The following is a 25,751-nucleotide window of genomic DNA, read 5'->3' as shown; positions in this document are numbered from 1 at the left end:
ATGTCATTGCGCTTTTTAAAATTTATTCTAGCTGCCTTATTAGTAGTCACTATGGTATTTGCTACGGTGTGGTATAGCCGTAGTTCAGTGGTTACTTCAATCGTAAATAATTATTTAGTACAGCATAATAGTGCGATAACTTGTATTGAATTCACTCTTAATACTGACTTTGATTTGTTGATTAACCGCTTATGTATTGACACGCCTTATGCTGACCTAGAGTTAATTAATACCAGAATAAAGTGGCAGTTTGAACCTGCTTATTTAACAGCGGCTAAAATAGCGGAGTCCATTTCAGCGATACACATTGCCTCAGCTAATGTGCGCGCTAAAGCTGATATTTCTTTACCCGTCAGTTCAACTCCCCAAAAATATAACGAGTTTCCTATTCAACTTAGCCAGTTACTCAATGATATTGTCCAGTTTACTGTGCCTGTTGAACTTGATATCCAAGCATTTAGTTATCAGGTCTTCACTAATCAACAAAATCAACAAACTCAGCAAAAGTTGATTTATCAAGGAGGATTATCAGCGACAGCAGAGCAGTTTCATTTTTCCCTAGCTAACGCTAAACAAGAGTATGTTTTTGCCCTTGACCTCGTGCGAAAACAGCAAGGATTTAGCGCTAACATAAACACTGATTTAGCCAGGTTGAGAAGTTTTTTGACTGTGCATCAATCGGCTTTACCGCCAGCATTAGTCGCACAGTTAGTGAATGCAGAAAATGAAGCTTGGTCTGTTATGGGGCAGTTTAACAGCCAAATTGACTGGCATCAGCAAGTCTTGACTATGACAAATACACTTAGTCATTTTTCTTTTCGGGCAGAGCAAGGTTTTGCCCAATCAGGGCCTATTGAGATCGAAGCAACATTGGCTTGGCAATCAGTATTCACGGTTGGTAATTTAACCTTGGATTTTACTCATGATAAGAATCAAGCAAGTTATCAGCACAATAAAATACAGCTAATTATTGAACAACCACAGCTGCTTAAGGCACTCTCTGCGCAAGGAATTGCTCCGCAAGTGATCAATTTCCTTAACGATAATGTTATCAACGAGGTAAGTGTTAGCCCAAGGGGCTTGGTAAAGATAGATTTCGCCAAGCAGCGCATTATAAGCGATGGCTTTAATATCAGTACTAGCAATATCAATGAACCGCTAATACTATCACTCAATAATTTAGCACTCAGTTATCATGATAAGGCAGCAATAACGGTTAACTTACAAAAAGCGCAATTTTTACTGACAGGACAAGTAAATATTGGCCAATTACAGCCTTTTAGTAAACAGCTGGTAAGACTAAATATTATCGGTGAACTGGTACAGTATAATGACTTTTGGCAAGTAACACTTGGTGAAGACACTGCCATTGAAATAACTCAGCTAAGCCTGCCAGTAACTCTGGGCCAGCAAGAAAAAATAAAAAACAAACCAACAGTGACATCGTTTATTAGCCACTGGCAAGGCAGTGTCGCTATTGCCAAAAAGGACCTGAAAAGTCAGAAAAATAATATTGCGGGTGTGACTTTTGAACTGGAAATTAACAACCAGATAAGCCAACTACATCTACCTAATATTATCCATATTAACAGGCTTGAGTTAAATACTAAGGTTAGTGGTAGTGTTGATAAAATAGTCATACATGCCGAAGTGATTGCCGACAACTTAGCCATCGCTAGGGTGAAATTAACCGGTGATATACGTCAACCCAGCATAGAGATCTTCGCAAAAGAGCTACTAATTACCGACTTATTCGCCTTAAAAATAAAGCTGCCCATTGAAATGGAACTTATTGATGGCACACTCAGTTACCACTTATCAGGGCAAATTAAAAATAATGAAAATTTCATGGCTAATCCGATGTTATTAGCTTTGTCGGTAAAGGATGTTAGCGGTGAAATAGATGGTACTTGGCTGCAAGAACTTAACTGGCAACAGCAATTTATCCTACAACATGATCGGCTAACATCCATAGCTGCAGAAGTTAAAGGTAAGGTTAATGCGGTCAATAATCTGACCATTGCCAAGATCGAAACCGCCACGGTAATTACTCAATTTTCGACGCAAACCGCTATTGATTTTGTCCAAGGTGAGCTAAACGTTGTTGCCAGAAATACCCAGGGTAATTTGTTTGGCGGGTCTTTTGCTATTGCTCACGCACAATGGCCTTTTAGTAAAACGTTGGCCGTAGAGGTTAAATTAACTAAAATAGACTTGGAAAAACTACTCGAGTTAGATAAAAAGCAAGGTATAGTCGTTACTGGCAAGGTTTCAGGGCAATTGCCTTTATATTATGATGGCGAACATTTTCTTATTAAAGCCGGGCATTTACACAATGTTGGTGATGGCCTTATCCAAGTTTATAATAACTCTGCGGTCGCAGAGCTAAAAGCCAGTAGCACAGAGTTTAGTTTGGCATTTGCTGCCTTGGAAAACTTACACTATCATCATTTAACTTCTGCCGTATCAATGACGGATGACGGTTATATGTTGCTCGTGACCGAAATCAAGGGCAGAAATCCTGATTTAGATAATGAAGTAAATTTAAATTTAAACCTTAGCTATGACTTATTAGGTTTGTTAGAGTCATTCAATATCACCGAGTACTTTGAGAACAAATTAATCAAAGGCTTACATTAGGGTCTGTTGAACTTTCGAGATTACTTTTACAGCAACATGTTTGATATTTAGGCAAGGCAGAGTATGTGAAATGTAGCTAGCTACATGAACATACGATAACGTAGTATAAATTTCAAACAAGTGCTGCCCTTTGGGTTCATTTAAAACGAACTTATTCATTGTTGCTCGCTTTTTTTAATAGAATAACTATGATACAAAGCTCGCGCCGCGATTAAGCCCGTTTTAAATTGAATAAATTTCAACCCTGAAAGGTCAACAGACCCTCGTCATTAAGGAACATTTATGGATAAAATACTGGCACCTCTGCTAGCTGTTTTTTTATTTACGGCTTGTACTCATAAAATTGAAGTGAGTGCTAAAGAGCCAATCACCATTAATTTAAATCTCAAAATTGATCATGAGATTCGGATAAAAGTCGATAAAGAACTTGATGATATTTTCAGTGACGATAGCGATATCTTTTAGGAGCAAGTATGAACAACGTAATAAAGCATTCAATCAAGCATTCAATTAAGCTCTTCATTAGGAAAGTATGCCTAGTACTTGTTGCCTCAACCATGGCATTTTCGGCGTGGGCAATATCTATTGACCAAGCAAAACAGCAAGGCCTTGTTGGTGAATTGGCTAATGGCTATTTAGGTGTGGTAGTTGCCAGCGATGAAGTAAGCAGCCTAGTTACTATGGTGAATAAAAAACGCAAAGATATTTACTTGAACTTAGCGCGTAAAAACAAAATTACTATGCAGCAAGTTACTAAATTAGCGGGTGAAAAATCTATCTCGAAAACCCAAGCAGGGCATTTAATTAAAAATGCTGCTGGCCAATGGGTTAAAAAATAACTTACTAGTCTCAGTTTAAGTCATAGAACAGTAACTATTTCAATAATAGCTAGTTTAATAGTCAATAAAAAACCGCAGCACTTAACTAAGTGCTGCGGTTTTTTTATCTTTTTTGATTAGTAGGTGCTAATCAATCACCTTATCCTTTACTGACGTTATTGCCTTTATCATTACTAACCTTGGCTGGATAAAACTGCCTTATGTTAACTATAACTACTATTATTAAAGAATTAATGTGTTATCTATCATGGTGAGCAAAGATGAAAATCTTAATAACTGGCGGTACTGGCTTAATTGGTCGGCACTTTATCAAATCATTTCAGCAGCCGTATCAATTCACCGTGTTAACCCGTAATAGCGAAAAAGCTAAGCAAGGTTTACCTCAAGGGATTGAGTTTATTGAGCAACTGCCCGAGCAGAATTGTTTTGAGGTGATAATCAACCTTGCCGGTGAGCCTATTATTGATAAACGCTGGACCGTTAAGCAAAAAGAAAAGATTTGCCAAAGTCGCTGGCAAATAACCGAACAAATTATTGCCATGATTGAGCGCGCTAGAGTTAAGCCGACTTGTTTAATCAGTGGCTCAGCCATAGGTTACTATGGTGAAACTGGCAATGTTTCCACTCATGAAGATGCCCAAGTCAGCCAGGCAGATTTTGCTCATTCGTTATGTGAAAAGTGGGAAAGTATTGCCCTAAAAGCGCGTGAACATTGTCGGGTAGTGCTGTTACGTACCGGTGTGATTTTAGCGAGTGATGGCGGCGCATTGGCGAAAATGCGTTTACCCTTTACGCTAGGATTAGGGGGTAAGCTTGGCCATGGGCAGCAGTATATGTCTTGGATTCATATCGATGATATGGTGCACATTATTCATTTTAGCTTACAAACAACCAGTATTGAGGGCGCTATTAATTGTACCTCACCAAAGCCATTAACCAATGCTGCCTTCACTAAAGCCTTAGGTCAGCAATTTAATCGACCGACTTGGTTTAGTGTACCGGCCTTTATGCTCAAAAGTTTAATGGGCCAAGGGGCTGAGTTATTACTGACTAGCCAAAATATTTATCCGCAAAAATTGCTCAATCATGGTTTTGATTTTAATCACAGTAACCTTGAACATGCTCTTGCGGATTTACTTTAGCTTACCTCGAACATTCGCGGTTAGCACGATGCGATTTTTAGCCTTTTCTCTGTCGAGTGGCTGCGAGCGCAAGGCCTCTCGATTCACTCCTTGAGGAATTAGCTGAGCCATTAATGGCGTCAATGATTGCATTATTTTACTCATGAAAGTTATGCTTATTTGCTTTGCTTATGATGATTTACAACTCATCTAAAGGATCGTATGCATCGTCCTTTAAACGGATACATTCTTTTTGAGACTTTCCTATCAAGTGTGAGCACTTAGCATTTTTTTGGGGAGGATTACTGGTTGCAGCTTCTTTTTCTGGTTGATTTTGTACTTCGTTATAAAGTGCACTGGCCAGATAAATGGCAGCATCGGCGGTACTACAATCTTGTCCTTTAGGGGGGAAACCATTATTGTCATTATCAAAAGTTCGGTCTCTACTACAGCTTGAGCTAATTGGTATAATACAAGCCGTTAATAGCGTCGTTAAGATGATAGTGCAAGTGATTTTTTTATACATTTTTACTCCTAGATACAACCTTGACGCTGACATAATCTTTGCCAGCGGTACCATTGACAGTAAAGCTACTCAGCCTAAGCTGTTAGCCATCTTCACAACAAGTTAAGCCTTTAATAAAAGTAGCATAAGCTTTAATGGCTTGCTCTCTTTTCATCGTTTGACTATGCTCGGTATCTGCGATGATTGTTAAGGTTTTGTCTTTACTATTGGATGCATCATATAAGGCTTGAGAAAATTCAACAGGGGTGGTTGAATCATTTTTACCAATAAGAAACAATAAAGGGTTAGTGTATTTTCTAATAAGTTTAATATTGTCTATTGCCGCTAGTTCAGGTGATACCGTTACCGTTGAAAATACTGTGGACCAAGCGGGTACTAAATTATCAATTAATTCGGGAACAGTACTAATCGCACCATCAAGAATTAAACCATCGATTGCTCGTTCGCTTGCTATATAACTAGCTAATAATGAGCCCATGGATAAACCATGAACGGCGGTTGGCAGATTGTCGGGTAAGTTTTCCTTTGAGAAATCAAAAATGTTCAGTGCATCATTTTGTAAATCTTTGACACTTAAATTACTTCTTTTCTCACTAACCCCTGTGCCTCGATAATCAAACCAAATCACATTGGCAGGTAATAGGGCAAACTGATCTAGAATGCTAGCAGACTGGCTTATTTTCATACCGTTGCCACCAAAGAATATGACATTTACCTGTGCATTTTTGTGTAATAATTTTACGCCATTAAGCAATAAACCTTCTGGTGTAGTCAGGGATATTTTAGATATATCAATTAACGTGGCATGGTGAGTGATTTTATTATTTATTTGTATTAAATCTAGCGAAGGCTCTACCTTGTCATCTTGGTAAATAAAAGAGTCTGCGGTAATATTTACCGCACAGCCAGAGAGCATAAAAATTATAATTAACAGTGTTGTACATATTTTCATCGGGTCACATTCCTTGTTGTTGAAAGGTTAATGCCATTTTTAGCATTAGCTATCGGTATTTATTTAGCTGTTCGCTAGGCTAGCATCAATGGTGCTGCTCTTAAATGATTGATTATTTAGGACAATAATGTCGTTAATATGTTCAATTTAATTTTTTAAGTCGGCCTGATAAATACTCAATTTCAAGCATATAGCCCTAGTCGGTCAGCTATTGATTGAGGAGAATGGCTATTCCCTTGGAGAAATCAATAACGTAGTATAAAACGCTGCTAAGCTAGCAGCTGCAAGTGGCTGGCTATAGTAATGGCTAATTGCCCGTGTCAGCGCAAATTTATTAAGGAATACTCTATGGTAAAAGTTATCACGCTAATCAGTGCGCTAAGCGCATTAACTCTTTTCGGTTGTAGCCAGCAAGACGTTCATACCGGAAAATCAGCCTTAGCGTTAAGCCATAGTGATAACATCATTACCGCTTCAGCATTGTCTAAAGACGGTCAATTAAATTTAGTCGCTGATGGTAAAACAGTTTGTTTATGGAAAAATAAACAAGTGAAATCGCCCTTGCATTGTCTAACGGGTAATGCCGCAAAGTTTATTGAACTGATTGATATTAGTGAAGATAATCAATTTTACTTAGTGTCTAATCAAATGTCAGTACGTTTATATTCGGTGCTGGGCAACCGACAAATGGGTGAGTGGCAACTCGAAGGCCACATCATCAATGATATGGATATTTCTGCCAATGGCGACAAAATATTATTAGGTTTTCGCAACGGTAAAGCCAGTATCATTGATGTTAAGCGGAACAAGGTAACTACTTTTGCGATACATAGATTAGATATTAATTCGGTTAGCTTGTCAGATGATGGCGAAATGGCGCTTACGGGTTCAAGTGATAAAAAAGCACGTTTATGGCAAACAGCCTCAGGGGAAACTGTTCATGAATTTAGCCATGGTTCGAGAGTGAATCATGTCAGTATTAGTAGCGATGCTAAAGTTGCTTTCACCCTAGATGCGATCAAAGATCGCACTTTTTGGGATTTATCGACGGGAAAAGTTATCGCTGAATTAGATACCCATTTACGTTTTTTCGAGTTTAATGACTCAATATTCTCGAGTGATAACTCACTACTGTTAACCGGCTCCCCTAAGCAGGTGATTAAACTTTGGCGAGTAGCTGATGGTGCCTTAGTTGCACAGTGGCAATCGACAATGACACGGGGGCGTTCATCGATACTTAGCGTTGCTTATTCAGGTCGAAATATAGCGGTTACCACCAACAGCGATGGCCTATTTGAGCATTGGCAGTTGCCCAGTGTTAACAATAAAAAGTAATGATAAATAACTTAAGCTGAAAATGGCTGTGTCCACTAAATATCTAAGCTTAACTTAGAGATCATTCTATACTGAATTAATCAGTAATCAGTAATCAGTATTCAATGAAGAGGCTCGCTGTGGTGAGAAAACTAGTATTATTTAGTATTCTTTTACTTTTGCCTTGGCAATTATTTGCAATGGAAAAACTAAGGATTTTTACTTGGGCAGGCTATGTGACCGCTGAAAATATAACGCAAGTAAATGAAATATTGATAAGTAAGGGTTATAACTATCAAGTTGAAGTCATCACTACGAAAGCTGAAGATGCCGATCAAATGTTTGCCGTGATCCGAAATAAGCAATGTGATATTACTTTCCTGACACTTTTTTTTATTAAAATGCACGGTGAACAGATTTCCAGACTGTTACAGCCAATAGATATAAACTCGCCTAGATTAAGCAACTATAAAAACCTAGATCCAAAACTCACTCAAATAGCAATGGGCATGCAGCTAGGTAAACCACTCTATATCCCCTGGGGAGGAGGTGTTTATGGTTTTTTTGTCGATACTAATAAGGTTAAGAAAGAAGATATACCGACCTCAGTCAAGGATTTATGGGCTGCTAAATGGCGTAATAAGTTCTCATTAAATCAAGGACAGTTTTGGTATAACGTCGGCTTAACACTGCAAGCGTTAGACTTTCATCCTTTTTACTTAGAGCAATTAGCACAAAAAAATGATCGCAGTGCTTTAAAAAAGTTACTTGCCAAGCAGGGCGTTGTGCTCAATAAATTTAAGCAGCTCTATAATAATGCCGGAGGGTTTTGGCAAAGCTCAACAAAGTTTAATGAAAATCTTGAAATCGTATCTAGTTGGGGGCCTGAGATAAAGAGACAAAATGAGCATGGAGGAAAATGGCAGTTAATTAATTTTAAAGAAGGCCATTTGGCTTGGCTTGATACCATTAATTTTGTGCGTGAGCTAAAAGGCAAAAAGCTAGCAGCAGCAGAAGTCGTTGCTAATTATTTTATTGGTAAAAAAGTTCAGCAGAGGATTGTTGATGAACTTTCTATGTTACCTGCCTCGGTTAACTTAGACAGTAGGGGACTATTAGATCACTACCCAAACCTGTTTAATGCGGATTTATTTGTGCCGCCCTATAGTCAACTTTCTTATAGCTTAATGCAGCAAATGGTTGAACAAGTTACTGATGATCGTGAATGAATTATACCCTGGATAAAAAATTAAATCGCTAAAAAGTGAGACTAAAAGTCGCGCCGCCTTGGCTATTATTAGGTACCGAAACTTTACCATTATGAGCCAGCATCACTTGCCTAGTCAGCGCTAACCCGACACCTTAACCTTCTTTTTTAGTGGTAAAAAAGGGTACAAAAATTTGCGCGATGTTTTCATCTTCAAAGCCTTTGCCATTATCAGCTACTTCAATAACGACATGTCCACGAACATTTAAAAAAGCCTTTAGGCTGATCTTTGCTGTGGCAACTTGCGTGCCTCCCTGCTTACTTACTTGCCCCGCTATCGGCTTGCTTAGATGAGCTAAAGCGTGTTCGGCGTTTTGCAGTAAGTTAAGTAATATTTGCTCGATCATATCGGTATCGACATTAATATCTAAGGCTTGAGGAACAATACAGCAGGTTAATTCAATATCACTTTTTTGCCAATTCTGCCTAGCTAAGGTGGTTACGTGGTCAAATAAGATAGCTACTGAAATTACCCTGTTATCTGGCAATTTCCTACACCTGTTGTACTGGCAAACCTTATTGCTTGGCTCATTGCCGCATATCTGATGCTAACTCGTTTGAAGCGTTTCCTTATCGCATCGATGCTATTTGGCTAGTACTAATCTGTTTAGGTATAGGTTTGTTATCACTGATGATAACTTGGAGTACTGTTGGCGCTAATGCCGCGGAAGTCGAGAGAAAAAAATTCAATCAAAGTATTTTGATATGAATAATTAGCTTACATAGCCTTAATACAAATTGAGGTTATGTAAGCTTGAAGGCTGATGTTTTGTAACTGACTTGAACTAATTATTCAAGTCAGTTTTTCTGTTAAATTGATTAACAGATCTACTTTTATATGGGATCACCTAAGTAGTGGTATTCAATTTTTGGTGCCAGCGTTACATCTTCATTTTCCCTTGAAGCGATACTGATGCTATTTCCAGCTCTTAATAGACCTCGTAATAATAAGCCATGATTAGTATCAGGAGAGGTTAGCCATGATTGCACCACCTCGGTAATATCTAATGAAAGCCACTCACCTTCAACGACCGGAGCTCGCTTAATTAAACCGTTAGCACCATAACCATAATCACTTAGCAGATCTAAATCGCCACCAGGAGTAAGCCAATTGTTTTTAGTACTTTGCTCATGATCGAAGTAATCATTTTCTAGCCAAGTAACACCATCTGGCCATACACCCCAACTTTTCGTGCCTTCAATCCAAGGTTTCGTTACTTTAAAAACGAGTAACTTTGGTGCAGATGGATATGAAACTTTCTGGACAAAAACCTTAAGGCTAGCCTTTATTAATTTTTTATTTTGAGGTGCGTTAGATAAATCCGCTTTGATGAGCACACGGCGAGCAGAACCAGTGTAAAATCTTAATACTTGTGCGCCACCAAAGTTCATCTTTTTCTCTTGGCCATTGTATTGGCTAATATAGGTATCGGCAATGACAGGTAGCTCCATAGTACTGTAATTGATACTAGCATCAATCGGTGCATCAATATCTGCTGCTAAGGTTAATGTACTCTCAATGTTAATAGCCTCTTTTGGCGGCTCTGGTGTTTCTAAGTAGTGGTATTCAATTTTTGGCGCCAGCGTTACATCTTCATTTTCCCTTGAAGCGATACTGATGCTATTTCCAGCTCTTAATAGACCTCGTAATAATAAGCCATGATTAGTATCAGGAGAGGTTAGCCATGATTGCACCACCTCGGTAATATCTAATGAAAGCCACTCACCTTCAACGACCGGAGCTCGCTTAATTAAACCGTTAGCACCATAACCATAATCACTTAGCAGATCTAAATCGCCACCAGGAGTAAGCCAATTGTTTTTAGTACTTTGCTCATGATCGAAGTAATCATTTTCTAGCCAAGTAACACCATCTGGCCATACACCCCAACTTTTCGTGCCTTCAATCCAAGGTTTCGTTACTTTAAAAACGAGTAACTTTGGTGCAGATGGATATGAAACTTTCTGGACAAAAACCTTAAGGCTAGCCTTTATTAATTTTTTATTTTGAGGTGCGTTAGATAAATCCGCTTTGATGAGCACACGGCGAGCAGAACCAGTGTAAAATCTTAATACTTGTGCGCCACCAAAGTTCATCTTTTTCTCTTGGCCATTGTATTGGCTAATATAGGTATCGGCAATGACAGGTAGCTCTATAGTGCGGTAATTGATACTGGCATCAATCGGTTCATCAATATCTGCGGCTAAGACTAAGGTACTCTCTATATCATTATTATCGTTTGGTACCTCTGGTGGCTCAGCAGGCGGTGGTGCTGAATCTAATGCTCTATCGGCTAATACGGTACCAATGTCAGTTTGTGTATCAGTATAATCATGATCGTGATTATAAGGCTTTGCTGTTACTTCGGTAGCTGCCCCTTGCATCCGCACAGTACATTCTGCTGACAATTCCTTAAATGACTTTTGGTAATGTTGAGTATTACCGGTTGGATCTTCAACGGAGATTTTAATGCTATCTGTTAGCACTAAATTTCCTAAAGAAATTTGTTTTGAACCGTTGCTTTGATCAACTAGTTCAAGGTAAGACTCACCATTTACACTAACCGAAATGTGTTTTACCTGACCAGAGTCATCCCACCAGCCTATGTGTAAATCGCCACTGGTGCAAGCACCAACAATTGAGCTACTTACCGTAGGATGGTATCTATCTAATTTAGTATTAAAAATTCCGCTGCCGACATCTCTATGTTGAAAATTATCTATCCAATGGCCAAATTTATAGACCCATTTTGCTTCATCGGGTGAGTTGCCATCACACAGGTCATTTTTTACTTGATGAAGGCTACTATGTTTAAATCCCCACTTATGGTTAGCATAGTCAGCTTGATATTTTGCCAGATCATTATTGCGGCCATCGGTCCTTTCTCCTCTTGCCGCCCACCATGCAGGGCTTCCTATGGCGCCTAATGTATGGTTAACGAAGTTTCGCTTAGTTAACATATTATAAGCGGTTTCTTCATTGTTATAAGACAGGGCTATTAATGCCTGTTCATTTACACTGTTATCACTATTATGACAACTGCTACAGTTTCTATCAAAACCTGGCCAGATATCAGCAGTCCATTCAAGTGTTTCTATTGATGGTAAAGGACTTGTTTTAATTTCAGGCTGACACATGGCATCGTAATCAACGAATGTTGTTTTATTAACCATATCCATGGGGTCGTTTTGGGCGGCAAAGGTAGTTTCAAAGGGGATCGCTTTAGCTTTTTCATGTTGATGGCAACCACCACAATTAGTGCGTGACTCTTCTGGTTTTAATGAATGCCAGCTGCGTGTATCCGTTAACTTAAGACCCGTTTTTCTATCCAGTAAATGAAAATCAAAGGGTACGTTCGCTGGTATTATCGCTTTGAATGATTGATCTTGCTGATCCTTAACCGAATATACACCAAGCAGGCGAGAGGTTTCCCTCACGGCTTGTCCTATCGATTGATAATTACCATAGGAGCCTTTAAGTTTATTTGAGGTCAGGTTTATGGCGATACCTAAAACATTTTCAGGTAGCAGATATTCGCAATAATCGGCTTGGTTTTGAACTCGATTTAATCCCGCAGATTGATTAACCAGTTCTTGCATTTCAGCGTTAATGTTGTTGAGTGCTTGATTGGGGCTATAAGGTACTTGGCCACGTGCGCCAAGCCAACAATCAAAAGGTCTACGGTCGGTATTCCATAAGGCAGAAGTACCCACTTGAGCATAGGGATCACCTGCTTGGATACTTGTGCTAGAGGCTACTGCTGGTGCCGAATACGTTTGTTCAACATCTCCGCTACGTTGTTGCCAGGTTAGCACGGGCAATGGCCACAGCAGATTTACTGTACCGGTATCATCGGCAATTACTTTTGCAATACCCTCACCAGTATCAATATTTACTTCGGCTGTTGCATCAAAGGGCTCTAAATTATTTCTAAAACCGATATACGATCGATAAATGCCTTTACTATTATCACTATCAAGTCCTCTGCTATTTGCACTCGTTGTGGTGTGGGCAAAAAACAACTCATCAGCCATACCACATCGAGGCGTGGTGAATTTACCTAATGATTTACCATTATGCATTCTAGAGGGTAAATCACCAATAGTTACCCCTTTGGTAAGTAATTTTGCTCCTAATTGGCGCGGCACTATAACGTTGCCTTGGGGTAGGTCATAAGCATTCATGCCAGCCATGGATAATTTTAGGCTATGTAATGCACCAAAACCATTATTGTTTAAATTGTAATAGCTGGTGGTAATAAGATAGTCTCCGGGGTTTTGACCTTTTTCTTTAACACAAAAAGTGCTTAGGTGAGCTGCCTCCGGAGAATTTCCGTAACCAAATAGTGGATACCATTGTCCAGATGAACTTATGCCTTGAACCTGCCAATGACGAGCATCTTCGGTGGTAGCCTGATATGAAAAGGCGATACCGTCTCGCAATCTATTTGGACTTAGTGCTGATGTAGTTGTGTAATATTGGAATTGCTGATGATTACTTAAACTACCATCATCGTTAATATCGGCACTAAATAAATTAAAGTTATGGTTAGCATAACCCATCCCTCTATTTGAATTACTGATACGTCTTTTGTCACTGACATAAATCAGCTTTAAACCATTTTTTGTACGCATTTCTTCTGGGTGCATGTAAACACTGCCCCAGGCATGAGAGCCGTTACTCTTTAACTTGGGGTTTAGTGCATTTTTATAGAGCTCTGCTGTGCCTAACTTACCGTTTGTAGTGACATTAGCAATGGTCAGCCGTTTGGTAATTAATGATTCAGGGGCTAGTGAATAATCAGCTAACAACGCAGAAATATTGATGCTATAGAGATCAGCACCTAATTTAGGTAAGCCACTTTGAGATAATTTATCGTCAGCATTATGAAAGTAACTAAAGTAGACCGTTTTTCCATCTTCAGATAAATTAGGTTCAACCACAGAACCAGTATTTAGCATATCTGCTGGCGTATCGATTAAATTTTGTTGTAGATGAATATCAAGAGGGAATAATAGCTTAGTTTGGCCATTAGGCAGTAATATCCATAACTTATTACCACCGCTGGGGTTATTAGCTGATAATACATCAGTGCCAAATTTATAGGTGCCACTCACACCACCATATTTGTTTGCTGTTTCTATAATGGGCGCGCTGACAAAGATTAGCGGGTAGTTGGGTTGATAAAAACCTTCATTATTTGCGGCAGTTAAGCTAGTTTTAAATGATTGGGCTGAGCTAGAGATACTTACCGCAAAGCAAGAAAGAATCACAAACCACAATATTTGGTTGAGTGGTAAGCTAGATGTTCTTTTTTTTAGTAATTTGCTTTGTTTTAGTAAAAGGCTTAGTTGGCTATGCATAATAAATCCTATTTAAAGGCTCTGTTGTAGAATACTGTTGCCTATAATGTAACACATTGATTTAAAAGAAGGTGTTGCTGATGTGATAAGAGCGAGCTTCACAAGCATGGATGCTTGTGTGGAGCCCCATGGAGGGGTTTATGCGTCTCGCTCGTTTACTCAACAACACCAAACTACAACAGAGCCTATTTAAAATACAATTACAATAATACCTGTCCCAGAAGTAGAATATTCAGTGGTTATTTGACAATGTTTTAATCCTTACATTGGCAACCCCGCTGTCATAGAAAATCCTTAGACCGGTGGCTTTGCGTCCCATGTTTTCACATGGTTTGCTTGCTAGAGTGTAGTTCTATTACTTCTTACTTATCAAGTTAATCACTGTTTACTACAGTGATATAATCTTATTATTCATCCATGGTGGTGCTATTTACCGCTAGTCATTTCTGTGGAGAGTTACACAAATTACACTCAGTAAGTGATCATTATTAAAGGGCCTAAATATTTAATAACGTTATTGATTTCAATCATAGTAGTCTGCTAACACTCAATAACATATTTCACTTATAACGGTTATTATCATTGGCTTTTGTGACCTTAATAAATTTAATTGGTATTATTTACTAGGACTTGCTGTTATCAAGTAATCAATGAATTTCTGCGTAAGTAAGTTATGGTGACTGTCTTTATGAGTCACCAAGGAAAAACGTCTTGATAAGTTCAGTGGTGATGCCAAAGCCACTAAACCGCCATTTTTTAGCTCTTCAGTAATACTGAGTTGTGACAGGCAACCTAGCCCTAAACCGGCCTTAACTGATTCTTTAATGGCACTTTGTCTGCTTAGCTCCATGGCTAAATTAATTTGTACGCCTCTTTGCTCAGTGGCAGCATCAAAAATAGCTCGTGTACCTGAGCCAAACTCACGCAATACCCAAGCTTGCTGTTGCAGTTGTTCTAGATTGATCCGCGCTTTTTTTGCTAACGGATGACTTGGCGGACAAAAAATCTGTAATTTATCTTCTTGCCAAGAGGTAATTTGTAAATGCCTATGCACTGCTGGCCCTTCTATCAAACCAATAGAGGCTTTGCCCTTGTCTAAATGATCTATCACCATTTGGGTATTACCTATATGTATTTCAGGTACTACTTCAGGGTAATTTTTTACAAATTTAGCAATTAATTTAGGCAGTAAATAAGTGGCTATGGTGGCGCTGGCGACAATGCGCAAGATACCGCTCATGGTATTTAAATTGGCAAGCTGCAAACTTTCAAGTAAATCCGCTATCTGGCGGACTTTAGGTAGGGATTTAAGGCCATTTTCTGTGATCACTAAATCTCGACCAACCCGTTCAAATAGCGGATAACCTAAACTTTGCTCTAATTCTTTCAATGCTTGACTGGCGGCAGATTGGCTTAACGCCAGCTCATTGGCGGCTTTGCTGAGTTTACCTAAGCGTGCTGTGGCTTCAAATAGTTGTAGCTTCTTTATCGAAATACTCATGACTAAGTTTCCTGCAGCAATATTAGGCCTTAGCAATAGTTGGCCTTAGTTGATCGTAGCGAACTGTTATTTAAATAAAAGAACAGTTCGGTTTTTTGAATACTATACATTAAATATATCCATTATTCTTATTGTAAACTTTGCCTTATATTATATTCCATAGAGTGATAACTCGTTGCCAGCTATTTATTAGCTATTTATTCGTTATTTTTCAGAAAAGAGCTGCCTTATGCCTACCTATATAGTTCTGCCCGTTATTACCTTGTTGGCAATAGCCTTAGCAAAAATAGAGCAAGTATCCGCTTTTGGTTTGAGTGCCCTGCCGTTAGCGATTGTTTTTGGCATGCTTTATGGTCACATTTCACTAAGAGTTGAGGACAAAAGAGAGCAACAATTTTCGACCTTTTGTAAACAAAAATTACTGAGGGCGGGTATTGTTTTATTTGGTTTTAGTCTGAGTCTTCAGCAAATATTGGCGGTAGGTTGGCAAGCCGTTGTTGTTGATTTAGTCGTTATTTGTACCGTATTTTCTGTCGGTACTTTTGTGGGTATCAAGGTATTAAAACTGCATCGTGACGTTGCTATCTTAATCGCTGCCGGCAGCGCTATTTGTGGAGCAGCGGCTATTCTGGCGACCGAATCTGTGCTTAAACCAAAACAAGAACAGGTAACTATTGCCATAGCGACAGTGGTACTTTTTGGTACCTTAGCCATGTTTAGTTACCCATTTATTTATCAATGGGTGGATATGAGAGAGCAATCTTTTGGTATTTATATCGGCAGTACCGCCCATGAAGTAGCGCAGGCGGTTGCTGCTGGACAAAGTATTAATGATGAAACCATGCAAACGGCAGTGGTTGTTAAACTTATTCGTGTGATGATGTTAGCGCCATTTATTTTAATGCTTAGCTCAGTACTGTGTCATCTTAGCAATCGAAACGATAGCCGTATCGCTAGCACTGCTAATGGCGGTACCAGTGACAATAAAGCTCAGCGTGAAAAAAGTGTTATTACTATCCCATGGTTTGTTTTTGGTTTTATGGCAACTGCGATGATTAATAGTGTGGTTATTTTACCCGAGTCACTGAAAGCCGTATTGAGTTTCGCCAGTCAGTTTTCTTTAGCCATGGCGATGGCGGCACTCGGTGCGCAAACCCAGTGGGCCAGCATTAAAAAGGCCGGGCCTAAGCCGCTTATCTTGGCCTTGATACTGTTTATTATGTTAATTTGTGGTGGTTTTTTCTTAAACTCATGGCTAGTCTAAAGGCTTAATCTCATGGGCAACCGAGACAAATATTTAGTTTTCATTACCGATATAAATTAAATATCCATAAATTATAAATTAAATTTAAACCTTTTTTGTTATTGCGTCATCTCACTAAACATTAACGAATCAAACTAATAAAAAAATATATGGAGATACCCTATGTTCAGCGTTAAAAATACTTTTAAATATGCCCCAATTGCTCTGCTGTTAGTGACTGTTGGTATACAAGCTAAAACCATTAATAAAGAGTTTACTGTTGCCAGTGGCGGCTTATTAAAAATTGAAACGGATGTTGGTGCCATTGATATTGACACTCATGCGAAAGAAATTGTATTGATTACAGTAGAAATTAGCGGAAAAAATGAAGATGATATGGAGGTTAGCTTCATAAAAAGTGGTGATAATGTCAGCATTAAAGGGGATTTTGAGCGTAGTGGCTTCAGCTTTGGCAGTAACCATATAAAAGTTACTTATAAAGTAACTTTGCCACAAAACTATAATGTCGATCTTAATACCAGTGGTGGCTCTATTGAAATTGAAAACCTCACCGGTAAAGTTGATGCCTACACTTCTGGCGGCTCAATTTCTTTAGAAGATCTACAAGGTGATGTTGATATTAAAACCTCGGGTGGCAGTTTAGACCTGGATAATATCATTGGACAAATTAATGCTAAAACCTCAGGTGGCAGCATTAAACTGAAATTTCCTAGCAATCCAACGAAAGACACTAAGGTGAAAACATCGGGTGGTTCAATTACCGCTTATTTAGCTAAAGATGTTGCGGTAAACCTTTCGGCTAAAACTAGCGGTGGTCGTGTCTCAAGTGAGTTTACCGTCAATGGCAAAACCACTAAACGTTCAATTGAAGGCACCATCAATGGCGGTGGACCTGAGTTGGTATTAAAAACCAGTGGTGGCAGTGTCCGTATTAAAAAAATATAAGAGCAAAGTATGCTAGCTAACCAGCGGCAATACTCTTAGTAAAGCTATTTAATAAAGCTTGTTAGTAAAACTTTTTAGCACGATTTTTAGTGAAAATAACAAAGCGTAATAGGTTGATTATTACGCTTTTTTTGTGTCCTTATCTGCCTTAAGACTCGAACTAAGTGAGTACTTTCTTATACAGTTTTGAAGTAATTGTGCTATAACTTACATGCAATTCTTGGGCTAGAGGTAATGTATGGGTATTGAACATGGTGAAGTCTCTATTAGCCTAAAGGGAAATATTATCGTTGTCCGCAATGTCGGTGCTTTTAATGAATACGGCGCACAGCAGTATACTAGTGGTATAGAGGCTATTGTTAATGACTTACAAGATACCAGCTTTTCTATATTGATTAATAACCTTGAATTTTTGGGTGGTACCCCTGAAGCTTATCAAGAATTGGAACACTATAATGTTTGGTTGAATCAACAAAAGCTCATCGCCAAAGCCATGGTTATCACCTCAAATACCACCTTAGATGTTATTAACAAGTTGTCTCCCTCAAGAGCATCGCAACAAACACGAAGTTTTGATAATGAAAAAGATGCGATGAATTGGCTGCAAACCTTAAGTTAAAAACTCCTCTTTCAATATTGACCTAAGCTTAACCACACTAGCTATACTTGTTTATATCTATATCAATATACGTGACATAGCCTATGCACCAGCCATGATTATAATGGCAAGTAATAAATTATTATAGAGAACTTTACGGATAAAAATGGCAATTTAGTTGATACCATTACGGTAAATTTTCGCGACTTCACTGGTACGCAGCAAATTAAAATTGTCGATGAAGTACAAGGTATCACCTTAGGCAATGGTGTCTATCATATGGAGTTAGTGATTGTTGATGCTGGCTCATATGTGAGATTAAATAATGATGCAAGCAAACCCTTGCTTTGTTGAGATAAATATCCAGAAAAATCATTAAAGCTTTACTGATTAGTTCTCAGTATAAAATGGCAAGTTAGCTTTAATTGCCTACAATAAAGTTCAGTAGCACAAACTGATTTTTAAGGTGGTTATTATTATTATTCAATTGATATTTAAACTGAATAGTTATCATGAGTAATGCCTTCAGCAATGCATTAACGCTCAGTAATAAGCCTTTTATTAATTGGCTAAACTCTTTTGCTCTATTGAAATTCATTTGGACTAACTTACTAACAGTGTTTATCTTACTGTCAGTCTCCACCACAACTTTAGCACAAAGAGGCCACCTCCATTTCAATAACTATGTAAATGAATTAGCAATACCAAACACTTTTGTTCTCAAAGTTTTACAAGATAAGCACGGATATATTTGGACTGCCACTCAAAACGGTTTATATCGCTTTGATGGTCATCAATATAAAGAGTTTGTTCATCTTCCCTTAGACAATACCACCTTACCAAACAACTATGTTAATGCTATATTCTTTGATAAATCTGGGGGGATGTGGGTGGGTACCGATGGCGGTTTGTCACGTTATGATGAGGAAAAAGAAGCTTTTCATACTTATGCTCATAACCCACATGACATAAATAGTTTAAGCCGTGATGTGGTGATGTCTATTATTGAAGCGCAAGATGGAGTCTTATGGTTAGGTACTTGGGGAGGGGGTCTAAACAGTTTCAACCCAAAAACAGCGCAATTCAACCACTTTAAAAATATTCCTCAAGACCCTAATAGTTTATCAGATGATCTTGTCTACACTGTCATCGAAGATAATAGTGGTGTTATCTGGGTCGGCACTAGAAATGGTGGACTTAATCAGTTTGATAAAGAAACGGGTAATTTCAAACATTATCAACATAACGAGGATAACCCTAATAGCCTAAGTAATAATAAAGTTTATACGATTTTCGAGGATTCAAATGAAACCCTTTGGGTTGGCACTCGAGGCGGAGGATTAAATAAATTTAATCGCGATTCTCAAACATTTGAACACTTTCGTCATAATAAAGAGCAAAATACTAGTATAAGTAGTGATGAAATCTTTGCTATTTTTGAAGATAAGTTAGGCTCACTCTGGGTTGGTACTCATAAAGGAGGGCTTAACTTATTCGACCCGAAAAAAAAACATTTTGAGCATTATCTTCATAATTATGAAGATGACAATAGTATTTCAAGTAATAATATTTGGTCCATTATTCAAGATAAAAATGGCTTCATATGGTTAGGTACTTTTGGTGAAGGCATAACTCAATTCTCCCCTGATATTAAAAAATTTGGTCGGGTTAGCTATGATAAAAATAACCCAGCAGGTTTAGCTAAAGGTTATCTGCGCGCTTTGTTTGTAGATAAGTCGGGCACAACTTGGATCGGCATGCAATCAGGCTTATATAGTTTAGATTCTATAACCAAGCAATTTATTCTTTTTACTCATGACCCTGATAATCCAATGAGTCTCAGTAATAACTATATCAAAGCTATTTTTGAAGATTCTCGTGGCAACCTCTGGATAGGTACCAGTAACGGCTTAAATCTGTTAAATAAGAAGGATAATAGTTTTACTCGATTTTATCACCACGCAGAAGATAGCAGCAGTTTAAGTGATAGTTTTATTGTAACCATTCATGAAGACAGTAAAGGTTTACTTTGGGTAGGCACTCAACATGGTCTTAATCGAAAGGCTGATAATTCTAATAAGTTTAGCCGTTTTTTACATGATTTAGATGATGTAAATAGTATCAGTCATAATAGTATAAATACTCTTATGAACAGTCACGATGGCTCGCTTTGGATCGGTACTTCGGGGGGCGGACTTAATAAGTTTAACCATAACAGTCAACAGTTTTCTCGTTACCAAAATAGTGCTGATGATGTTAACTCTTTAAGCAATAATATTGTTTATTCTTTAGCGCTAGACTCTAAAGACATATTGTGGATTGGTACTGAGAGTGGTTTAAATAAATTTGATATTATTAGTGAAAAATTTACCCACTATCGAGAAAAAGATGGTTTGATAACCGATAGGATACTCGCGGTAATGGTGGATAGAAATGATAAAGTTTGGTTGGGAGAATTAGGGATTTCTTTATTTGATCCTGTGAGCGAAAAATTTAGTAATTTTGTTGGTGCAAGCGCGGGCTGTGCTGGAGCTTCTCAGGGCGCTTATCATCAATCAGATGACGGAAAAATATTTTTTGGCATAGAAAATTACTGTGCTTTTTATCCTGAAAATATCGTATTGGATAGCACGCCGCCTACTGTTTTTTTTACTGATTTTTTAATGCTTAATCAAAGCGTTAAGATTACTGAACAAGGCATATTAACAAAAGCAATTAATCACACCAAAGCCATTACTTTAAGCCATAAAGATAATGTGTTTTCATTTAAGTTTTCTGTTTTGGATTTTTTGAATAGTAGTGAGAGTTTGTTCCAATACCATTTAGAAGGTTTTAATGAAAGCTGGATTGAAACTGACTCAGATCACAGAACAGCAACCTACACCAACTTACCTGCGGGTAAATATACTTTTCAAGTTAAAGCGAGAAATGGCCAAGGTGTTTGGAATCATCAAGGGCGATCTATTGACATCATTATTGAACCTGCGCCGTGGCGAACTTGGTGGGCTTATAGTCTTTATGTATTGATTGTTCTTGCTATTGTCGGGGGGGGCGTTCGTCTTCAGTTGCAAAAAATAATGCTGGTACGTGTTAGTAACGTCAAGTTGGAACGCAAGGTCTTAGCGCGCACCAAAGAACTTAACGAGAAGAATGAAAGCCTTAATCAAGCATTAATGCGCTTAGAAGAAATAACGTTAACCGATCAACTCACCAATGCGCATAATAGGCGATTTATGAGTCAGTTTATTGACCAAGAGATTGCGCAATTGCAGCGAGAGCATTTTGACCATAAATACACTAACCTCGGTTTTATTATGATTGATGCAGATCATTTTAAGTCTGTAAATGATAACTTTGGCCATGAGGCAGGAGATATTGTACTTATTAGACTCGTTGAACTATTAAAAAGCTCCTGTAGAGCCCTTGACTGGGTGATTCGCTGGGGTGGAGAGGAGTTTGTTATTGTCACTCGCTTTAACAAACAAGTAGAATTACAGCTGTTAGCGGAAAGAATTAGAAAAAATATTGAGAATTTTGAGTTTGACCTTGAAAATGGGCACAAAATTAACATGACCTGTTCAATGGGTTTGACCAGTTTTCCATTTATTAGAAAACAGATAGATGCCTATACTTGGCAACAAACCATGAACTTAGCTGATATTGCGCTCTATGAAGCGAAAAATAATGGTAGAAATACTTGGGTTAGTTTATTTGAAAAGAACATTGAAAACCCTGAGTTATTCTATCTACAAAGTTCAGTTGACTTGCAAGCTCAGGTTGAGCAAGGTGTGATTTATTATAAAAAACCCTCGGATAATAAATAGGCTTTTGCACACCATACTCACTTGCAGCTGACAAAGAGTTGAGTTAGTTTTCGCTAACTCAAGCTAAGGAGCTACAAAACCTTCGCATACTCGTTAACTAAGAAGTCGGTGTAAGCAATATCACCTCGGTAGCGTGAAAAATGCGTGGTATCTCTAAACATATTAGAGTTGACCTCTTTAATGTCTTGATGAACTTTTATTTTGATTCATGTCGCCTCTTCAATTTGTTTTATTTAGCTACTTTTTTTGTTATTAGCTAAATAGTGACTAGACTAAATTCATAGTAAAAAATAAAAACTGGGAAACGTGTCATGGAAGAGATTAAAAATAAATTTGTTGCTCGCCAAGCTATTTTTGATCATAACCAGAATACCTATGCTTATGAACTTTTATATCGTAATAGTTTAGATAATTTTTATAGTTGTTCAGAGCCAGAAAAAGCCACCACGCAAATTATTTTACAAAACCACCTTTATGGTGACTTAAGCAATCTTTGCTCGCAAAAAAAAGCTTTTATCAATTTTGATGAAAAAACTTTATTAGCCAATGTACCCTTAGTGTTAGATAGAAACGCTGTAGTTTTGGAGCTGTTAGAAACTATTAATGTTACGCCTGATGTTATTAAAGTAGTATCAGCTTTATATAAAAAAGGCTATATCTTAGCATTAGATGATTATGATTTTTCACCTAAGTGGGAACAGTTGTTTCCCTATATATCCATTATTAAGGTTGATAGAGAAGACATTCCATTTGAGCAAATAGCAGCCTTAAAAAATAGCCAGTTTATCGCTGATAAAAAGATAAAAATTGTTGTCGAAAGAATTGAAACTCATGAACAGTTTAATATGCTAATCCAAATAGGTATTGATTATTTTCAAGGTTATTTTTTTCACAAACCAGAAATAAGCGTTGGTCATTTTATTAAGCCTGTTAAGCTAAATTTGCTGCTGCTATTTGCCGAAGTGTGTCAGCTAGAGATGAACTTTGATACTTTAGCTGAAATAATTTCTCAGGATGTAAGTTTAGTGAATGGAGTGCTAAAATTAGTCAATTTGGAAATAGAAAAAAATCGAGTAGAAATTACCTCTATAAAGCAAGCGGTTACTTTTTTGGGAACCGATAAAATTAAACAATTTATCGCTATTATCGCTATGTCAAAGTTATCCTCTGATTGTAATAGTGAACTTTTAAGAGAGTCATTAGTGCGCGGTAAAATGATGGAATATATATCTTTTTCTCCAGCCTTTTTTAAAATAAGAGGATTAGCCTTTATTACCGGTATCATGAGCCACATAGGTGCGATTCTCAATAGCCCCTTTGAAAAAATAATTATGGATTTACCCTTAGCAGAGGAAATAAAAACGGCCTTAGTAAGAAAAACAGGGCTATTACATGATGCACTCGAAATAGTAAAGCATTATGAATTCTCAGACAACCAATACGAACCCTGTACCATCATGGCTAAACACGATATATCAGAAGAGATGTTATTGATGAACTATCATGATGCATTAAAGTGGTGTTGTGCAACTTGCCCATAGGCATGTAAACATTGTTTATCAGATTTAAAATGAAGCACTTAAGTTGTTTTTTAAGTCATGGTAAAGATAAGGACATAACAAATGTTTAACATTATGATCATAGATGACTCTAAAGTAGCGCTCAAAATTACCGAAGAAATATTATCAAAAGAAGTCAATGCTCCGCTAAATATTAGAAAATTTTCTTGTGCTGTTGAGGCCAAAAATAAATTACTTTTATTTCAACCCGATTTAGTTATTACTGATATTGAAATGCCCAATACCAACGGTTATGAAGTTATCGAGTTTATTAAAGAAATAAGTGATGTGCCCATAATCGCTGTATCAGGGAGTACTTTAAAAAAAATGATACCGCTACTATTTTACATGTTGCAAATTTAATCGGTGCAGATTTTACTTTAACGAAAAACGATATCCGCAATAAATTGGGTGATCTGGTGATGTCCATTTTTTGCAAAAATAAAGACAAGTAATATCATTTTTGTCAAATCATTCGAATTTTATTTCAATAAGATCGCGAGTATCAAGAAAAACCCCATCTTTTTTAGTTAAGCCATGGAAAACTGCAGCGCCAATATGGATGAGAACTAACTCTCGAGCATAGTAGCGGGTGACCATTTCCGCGGAGACATGATTGCCGAAGTGACACCAACCTATCAAAGTGATCGTTCGATTGGATGCTTTTTAACAACAAATTAAGACCGTATCGTGTTATGAATGCTTATTGTACAGAGCAGCTAAAACCGATATTCTGTCGTAGTACTCATGGTTTATGACGCTCAACATGTGTAACTAGCAGTGGTGAGATTTGTTAAGGTTTAATTATTTATAAATCAATGGCAGGTAATGGTAGCTACTGCACCGGTTGAATTAGTTTTGTCGTTCACATCAGCGATGCAACAGCCTTTATACTTAACAAGTATAAAGGCTGTTAATTCAATTATTGTTAGTAACTTTACGCAACTGAATTTTCTGCAGCTAAGTTAGCTGAACTAAGCTTCTCCCTATGATGTTTACTAGTAAAATCTAGTACTGGTCCAGCAGGAATTACCCGTGTTGGGTTAATGGTTTCGTGACTGCCATAGTAATGCGCTTTGATGTAGTCCATAGCAACTGTGTCAGCAATACCGGGTACTTGATATAAATCGCGCAGATAAGCCCAAATATTGGGGTAATCAACAATGCGGCGTAAGTTACATTTAAAGTGACCAACATAGACGGCATCAAAACGAACTAAGGTAGTAAATAAGCGCCAGTCTGCTTCGGTAATAGTATTACCAGTTAGGTAACGACGTTTAGTTAAGCGTGTTTCTATGTTATCTAGGGCCGCAAATACTTCGATCACTGCTTCGTCATAAGCTTCTTGCGTAGTGGCAAAACCGGCACGATAAACACCGTTATTAATGGTGGGGTAAATAAAGTCATTTAGCTCATCAATTTCAGCCAATAATTCTGGCGGAGAAAAATCACCTGGCAGCGCGCCGGCTTGATCAAAGGCGGAGTTAAACATACGAATAATTTCTGCTGACTCGTTACTCACTATGGTATTAGTTTTTTTATCCCATAAAATAGGCACAGTGACACGACCAGTATAATCTACTTGTGCCGCCGTATAAATTTCATGGACGTTAGTGGCATTAAAAATAGGGTCGGCAATAACGCCTTCACCGGGTGCAAAAGTCCAGCCTTCATCGCCCATAAAAGCATTGACCACTGACATTGAAATCATTTCTTCTAAGCCCTTGAGTTTACGATAAATGATGGTGCGATGTGCCCAAGGACATGCCAGTGACACATACAGGTGATAGCGATTGGCCTCGGCTTTGAAGCCGCCAATGCCAGACGGGCCAGCACTGCCGTCGCGGGTTATCCAATGACGAAAACTGGAGGCTTTACGTTCAAAACGGCCGCCCGATGATTTAGTGTCGTACCATTGGTTTTGCCATTTACCGTCTACTAATAATCCCATACTTTTGCTCCAAAAAATTTTAAAAATACTGTATTGAAAATGTACTGCTTGTTTAGTTTTAAATGATTTTATACGGATTGATATTA

Annotated in this window: 19 protein-coding genes and 1 riboswitch; of the genes, 12 read left to right on the top strand and 7 right to left on the bottom strand. The window is 37.9% G+C overall.

Annotated elements, in window-relative coordinates; genetic code table 11:
* The first annotated feature begins 51 nt into the window (after positions 1-51).
* From ASU03_RS16485 to ASU03_RS16470, 4 genes are all read left to right on the top strand, one after another.
* Positions 52-2,640 (top strand): intermembrane phospholipid transport protein YdbH family protein, encoded by a 2,589-nt coding sequence (locus ASU03_RS16485; RefSeq protein ID WP_231731615.1) that lies wholly within the window; start codon positions 52-54, stop codon positions 2,638-2,640.
* A 282-nt stretch (positions 2,641-2,922) separates the two neighbouring features.
* The gene (locus tag ASU03_RS16480; RefSeq protein ID WP_057182871.1) at positions 2,923-3,105 is read left to right on the top strand and encodes a YnbE family lipoprotein; all 183 of its coding nucleotides are present in this window, start codon (positions 2,923-2,925) and stop codon (positions 3,103-3,105) included.
* 8 nt (positions 3,106-3,113) lie between these two features.
* Positions 3,114-3,479, top strand: a complete 366-nt coding sequence (locus ASU03_RS16475; protein WP_082627314.1) for a YdbL family protein — start codon at positions 3,114-3,116, stop codon at positions 3,477-3,479.
* A gap of 260 nt (positions 3,480-3,739) precedes the next feature.
* The gene (locus tag ASU03_RS16470; RefSeq protein ID WP_057182867.1) at positions 3,740-4,621 is read left to right on the top strand and encodes a TIGR01777 family oxidoreductase; all 882 of its coding nucleotides are present in this window, start codon (positions 3,740-3,742) and stop codon (positions 4,619-4,621) included.
* Here ASU03_RS16470 and ASU03_RS20880 read toward each other — a convergent pair.
* The 3 genes from ASU03_RS20880 to ASU03_RS16460 form a co-directional block, all read right to left on the bottom strand.
* Positions 4,613-4,765 carry a hypothetical protein gene (locus tag ASU03_RS20880; protein WP_157465940.1) on the bottom strand — a complete coding sequence of 51 codons (153 nt, stop codon included), beginning with the start codon at positions 4,763-4,765 and terminating at the stop codon, positions 4,613-4,615. The two genes, ASU03_RS16470 and ASU03_RS20880, sit on opposite strands and share 9 nt — an antisense overlap.
* 34 nt (positions 4,766-4,799) lie before the next feature.
* Complete coding sequence (locus tag ASU03_RS16465; protein ID WP_057832852.1) at positions 4,800-5,126, bottom strand: hypothetical protein; 327 nt, start codon at positions 5,124-5,126, stop codon at positions 4,800-4,802.
* Positions 5,127-5,208: 82 nt separating this feature from the next.
* Positions 5,209-6,078 carry an alpha/beta hydrolase gene (locus ASU03_RS16460; protein WP_157465939.1) on the bottom strand — a complete coding sequence of 290 codons (870 nt, stop codon included), beginning with the start codon at positions 6,076-6,078 and terminating at the stop codon, positions 5,209-5,211.
* Positions 6,079-6,426: 348 nt separating this feature from the next.
* On the opposite strand from ASU03_RS16460, the gene ASU03_RS16455 reads away from it, so the two are divergent.
* Positions 6,427-7,413 carry a WD40 repeat domain-containing protein gene (locus ASU03_RS16455; RefSeq protein WP_057832851.1) on the top strand — a complete coding sequence of 329 codons (987 nt, stop codon included), beginning with the start codon at positions 6,427-6,429 and terminating at the stop codon, positions 7,411-7,413.
* A gap of 119 nt (positions 7,414-7,532) precedes the next feature.
* On the top strand, positions 7,533-8,621 hold the full coding sequence (locus ASU03_RS16450) for an extracellular solute-binding protein (RefSeq protein WP_082627313.1): 1,089 nt from the start codon (positions 7,533-7,535) through the stop codon (positions 8,619-8,621).
* A 133-nt stretch (positions 8,622-8,754) separates the two neighbouring features.
* Here ASU03_RS16450 and ASU03_RS16445 read toward each other — a convergent pair whose 3' ends face one another.
* The 3 genes from ASU03_RS16445 to ASU03_RS16435 all read right to left on the bottom strand — a co-directional run bounded on the left by ASU03_RS16445 (position 8,755) and on the right by ASU03_RS16435 (position 15,524).
* Positions 8,755-9,147 (bottom strand): ATP-binding protein, encoded by a 393-nt coding sequence (locus tag ASU03_RS16445; RefSeq protein ID WP_057832849.1) that lies wholly within the window; start codon positions 9,145-9,147, stop codon positions 8,755-8,757.
* A gap of 346 nt (positions 9,148-9,493) precedes the next feature.
* Complete coding sequence (locus ASU03_RS16440) at positions 9,494-14,023, bottom strand: DNRLRE domain-containing protein (RefSeq protein WP_057832848.1); 4,530 nt, start codon at positions 14,021-14,023, stop codon at positions 9,494-9,496.
* A gap of 265 nt (positions 14,024-14,288) precedes the next feature.
* Positions 14,289-14,370: riboswitch (cyclic di-GMP riboswitch) on the bottom strand.
* A gap of 269 nt (positions 14,371-14,639) precedes the next feature.
* A complete protein-coding gene (locus ASU03_RS16435) occupies positions 14,640-15,524 on the bottom strand; it encodes a LysR family transcriptional regulator (protein WP_057832847.1) in 885 nt (294 codons plus the stop codon).
* A 229-nt stretch (positions 15,525-15,753) separates the two neighbouring features.
* Here ASU03_RS16435 and ASU03_RS16430 point away from each other — a divergent pair, with 229 nt between their 5' ends.
* The 6 genes from ASU03_RS16430 (at position 15,754) to ASU03_RS16405 (ending at position 24,077) form a co-directional block, all read left to right on the top strand.
* Positions 15,754-16,788 (top strand): YeiH family protein, encoded by a 1,035-nt coding sequence (locus ASU03_RS16430; protein WP_057832846.1) that lies wholly within the window; start codon positions 15,754-15,756, stop codon positions 16,786-16,788.
* Positions 16,789-16,950: 162 nt separating this feature from the next.
* A complete protein-coding gene (locus tag ASU03_RS16425; protein WP_057832845.1) occupies positions 16,951-17,733 on the top strand; it encodes a DUF4097 family beta strand repeat-containing protein in 783 nt (260 codons plus the stop codon).
* Positions 17,734-17,971: 238 nt separating this feature from the next.
* Positions 17,972-18,352, top strand: coding sequence for a hypothetical protein (locus tag ASU03_RS16420; protein WP_057832844.1), 381 nt, complete (start codon positions 17,972-17,974; stop codon positions 18,350-18,352).
* A gap of 491 nt (positions 18,353-18,843) precedes the next feature.
* Entirely contained in the window at positions 18,844-22,155 is a 3,312-nt protein-coding gene (locus ASU03_RS16415) for a ligand-binding sensor domain-containing protein (protein ID WP_057832843.1), read from the top strand.
* Positions 22,156-22,466: 311 nt separating this feature from the next.
* Entirely contained in the window at positions 22,467-23,696 is a 1,230-nt protein-coding gene (locus tag ASU03_RS16410) for an EAL and HDOD domain-containing protein (RefSeq protein ID WP_057832842.1), read from the top strand.
* Positions 23,697-23,777: 81 nt separating this feature from the next.
* Complete coding sequence (locus ASU03_RS16405) at positions 23,778-24,077, top strand: response regulator (RefSeq protein ID WP_057832841.1); 300 nt, start codon at positions 23,778-23,780, stop codon at positions 24,075-24,077.
* A gap of 574 nt (positions 24,078-24,651) precedes the next feature.
* On the opposite strand, the gene ASU03_RS16400 is transcribed toward ASU03_RS16405, so the two are convergent.
* Positions 24,652-25,665 carry a glutathione S-transferase family protein gene (locus ASU03_RS16400; protein ID WP_057832840.1) on the bottom strand — a complete coding sequence of 338 codons (1,014 nt, stop codon included), beginning with the start codon at positions 25,663-25,665 and terminating at the stop codon, positions 24,652-24,654.
* Positions 25,666-25,751: the final 86 nt, after the last annotated feature.

Source organism: Colwellia sp. TT2012, from assembly GCF_001440345.1.
In the GTDB taxonomy this organism is placed as follows: Bacteria; Pseudomonadota; Gammaproteobacteria; order Enterobacterales; family Alteromonadaceae; genus Colwellia.
Note: the sequence above shows the minus strand (reverse complement) of the source record. Positions and strands in the feature narration are given on the sequence as shown.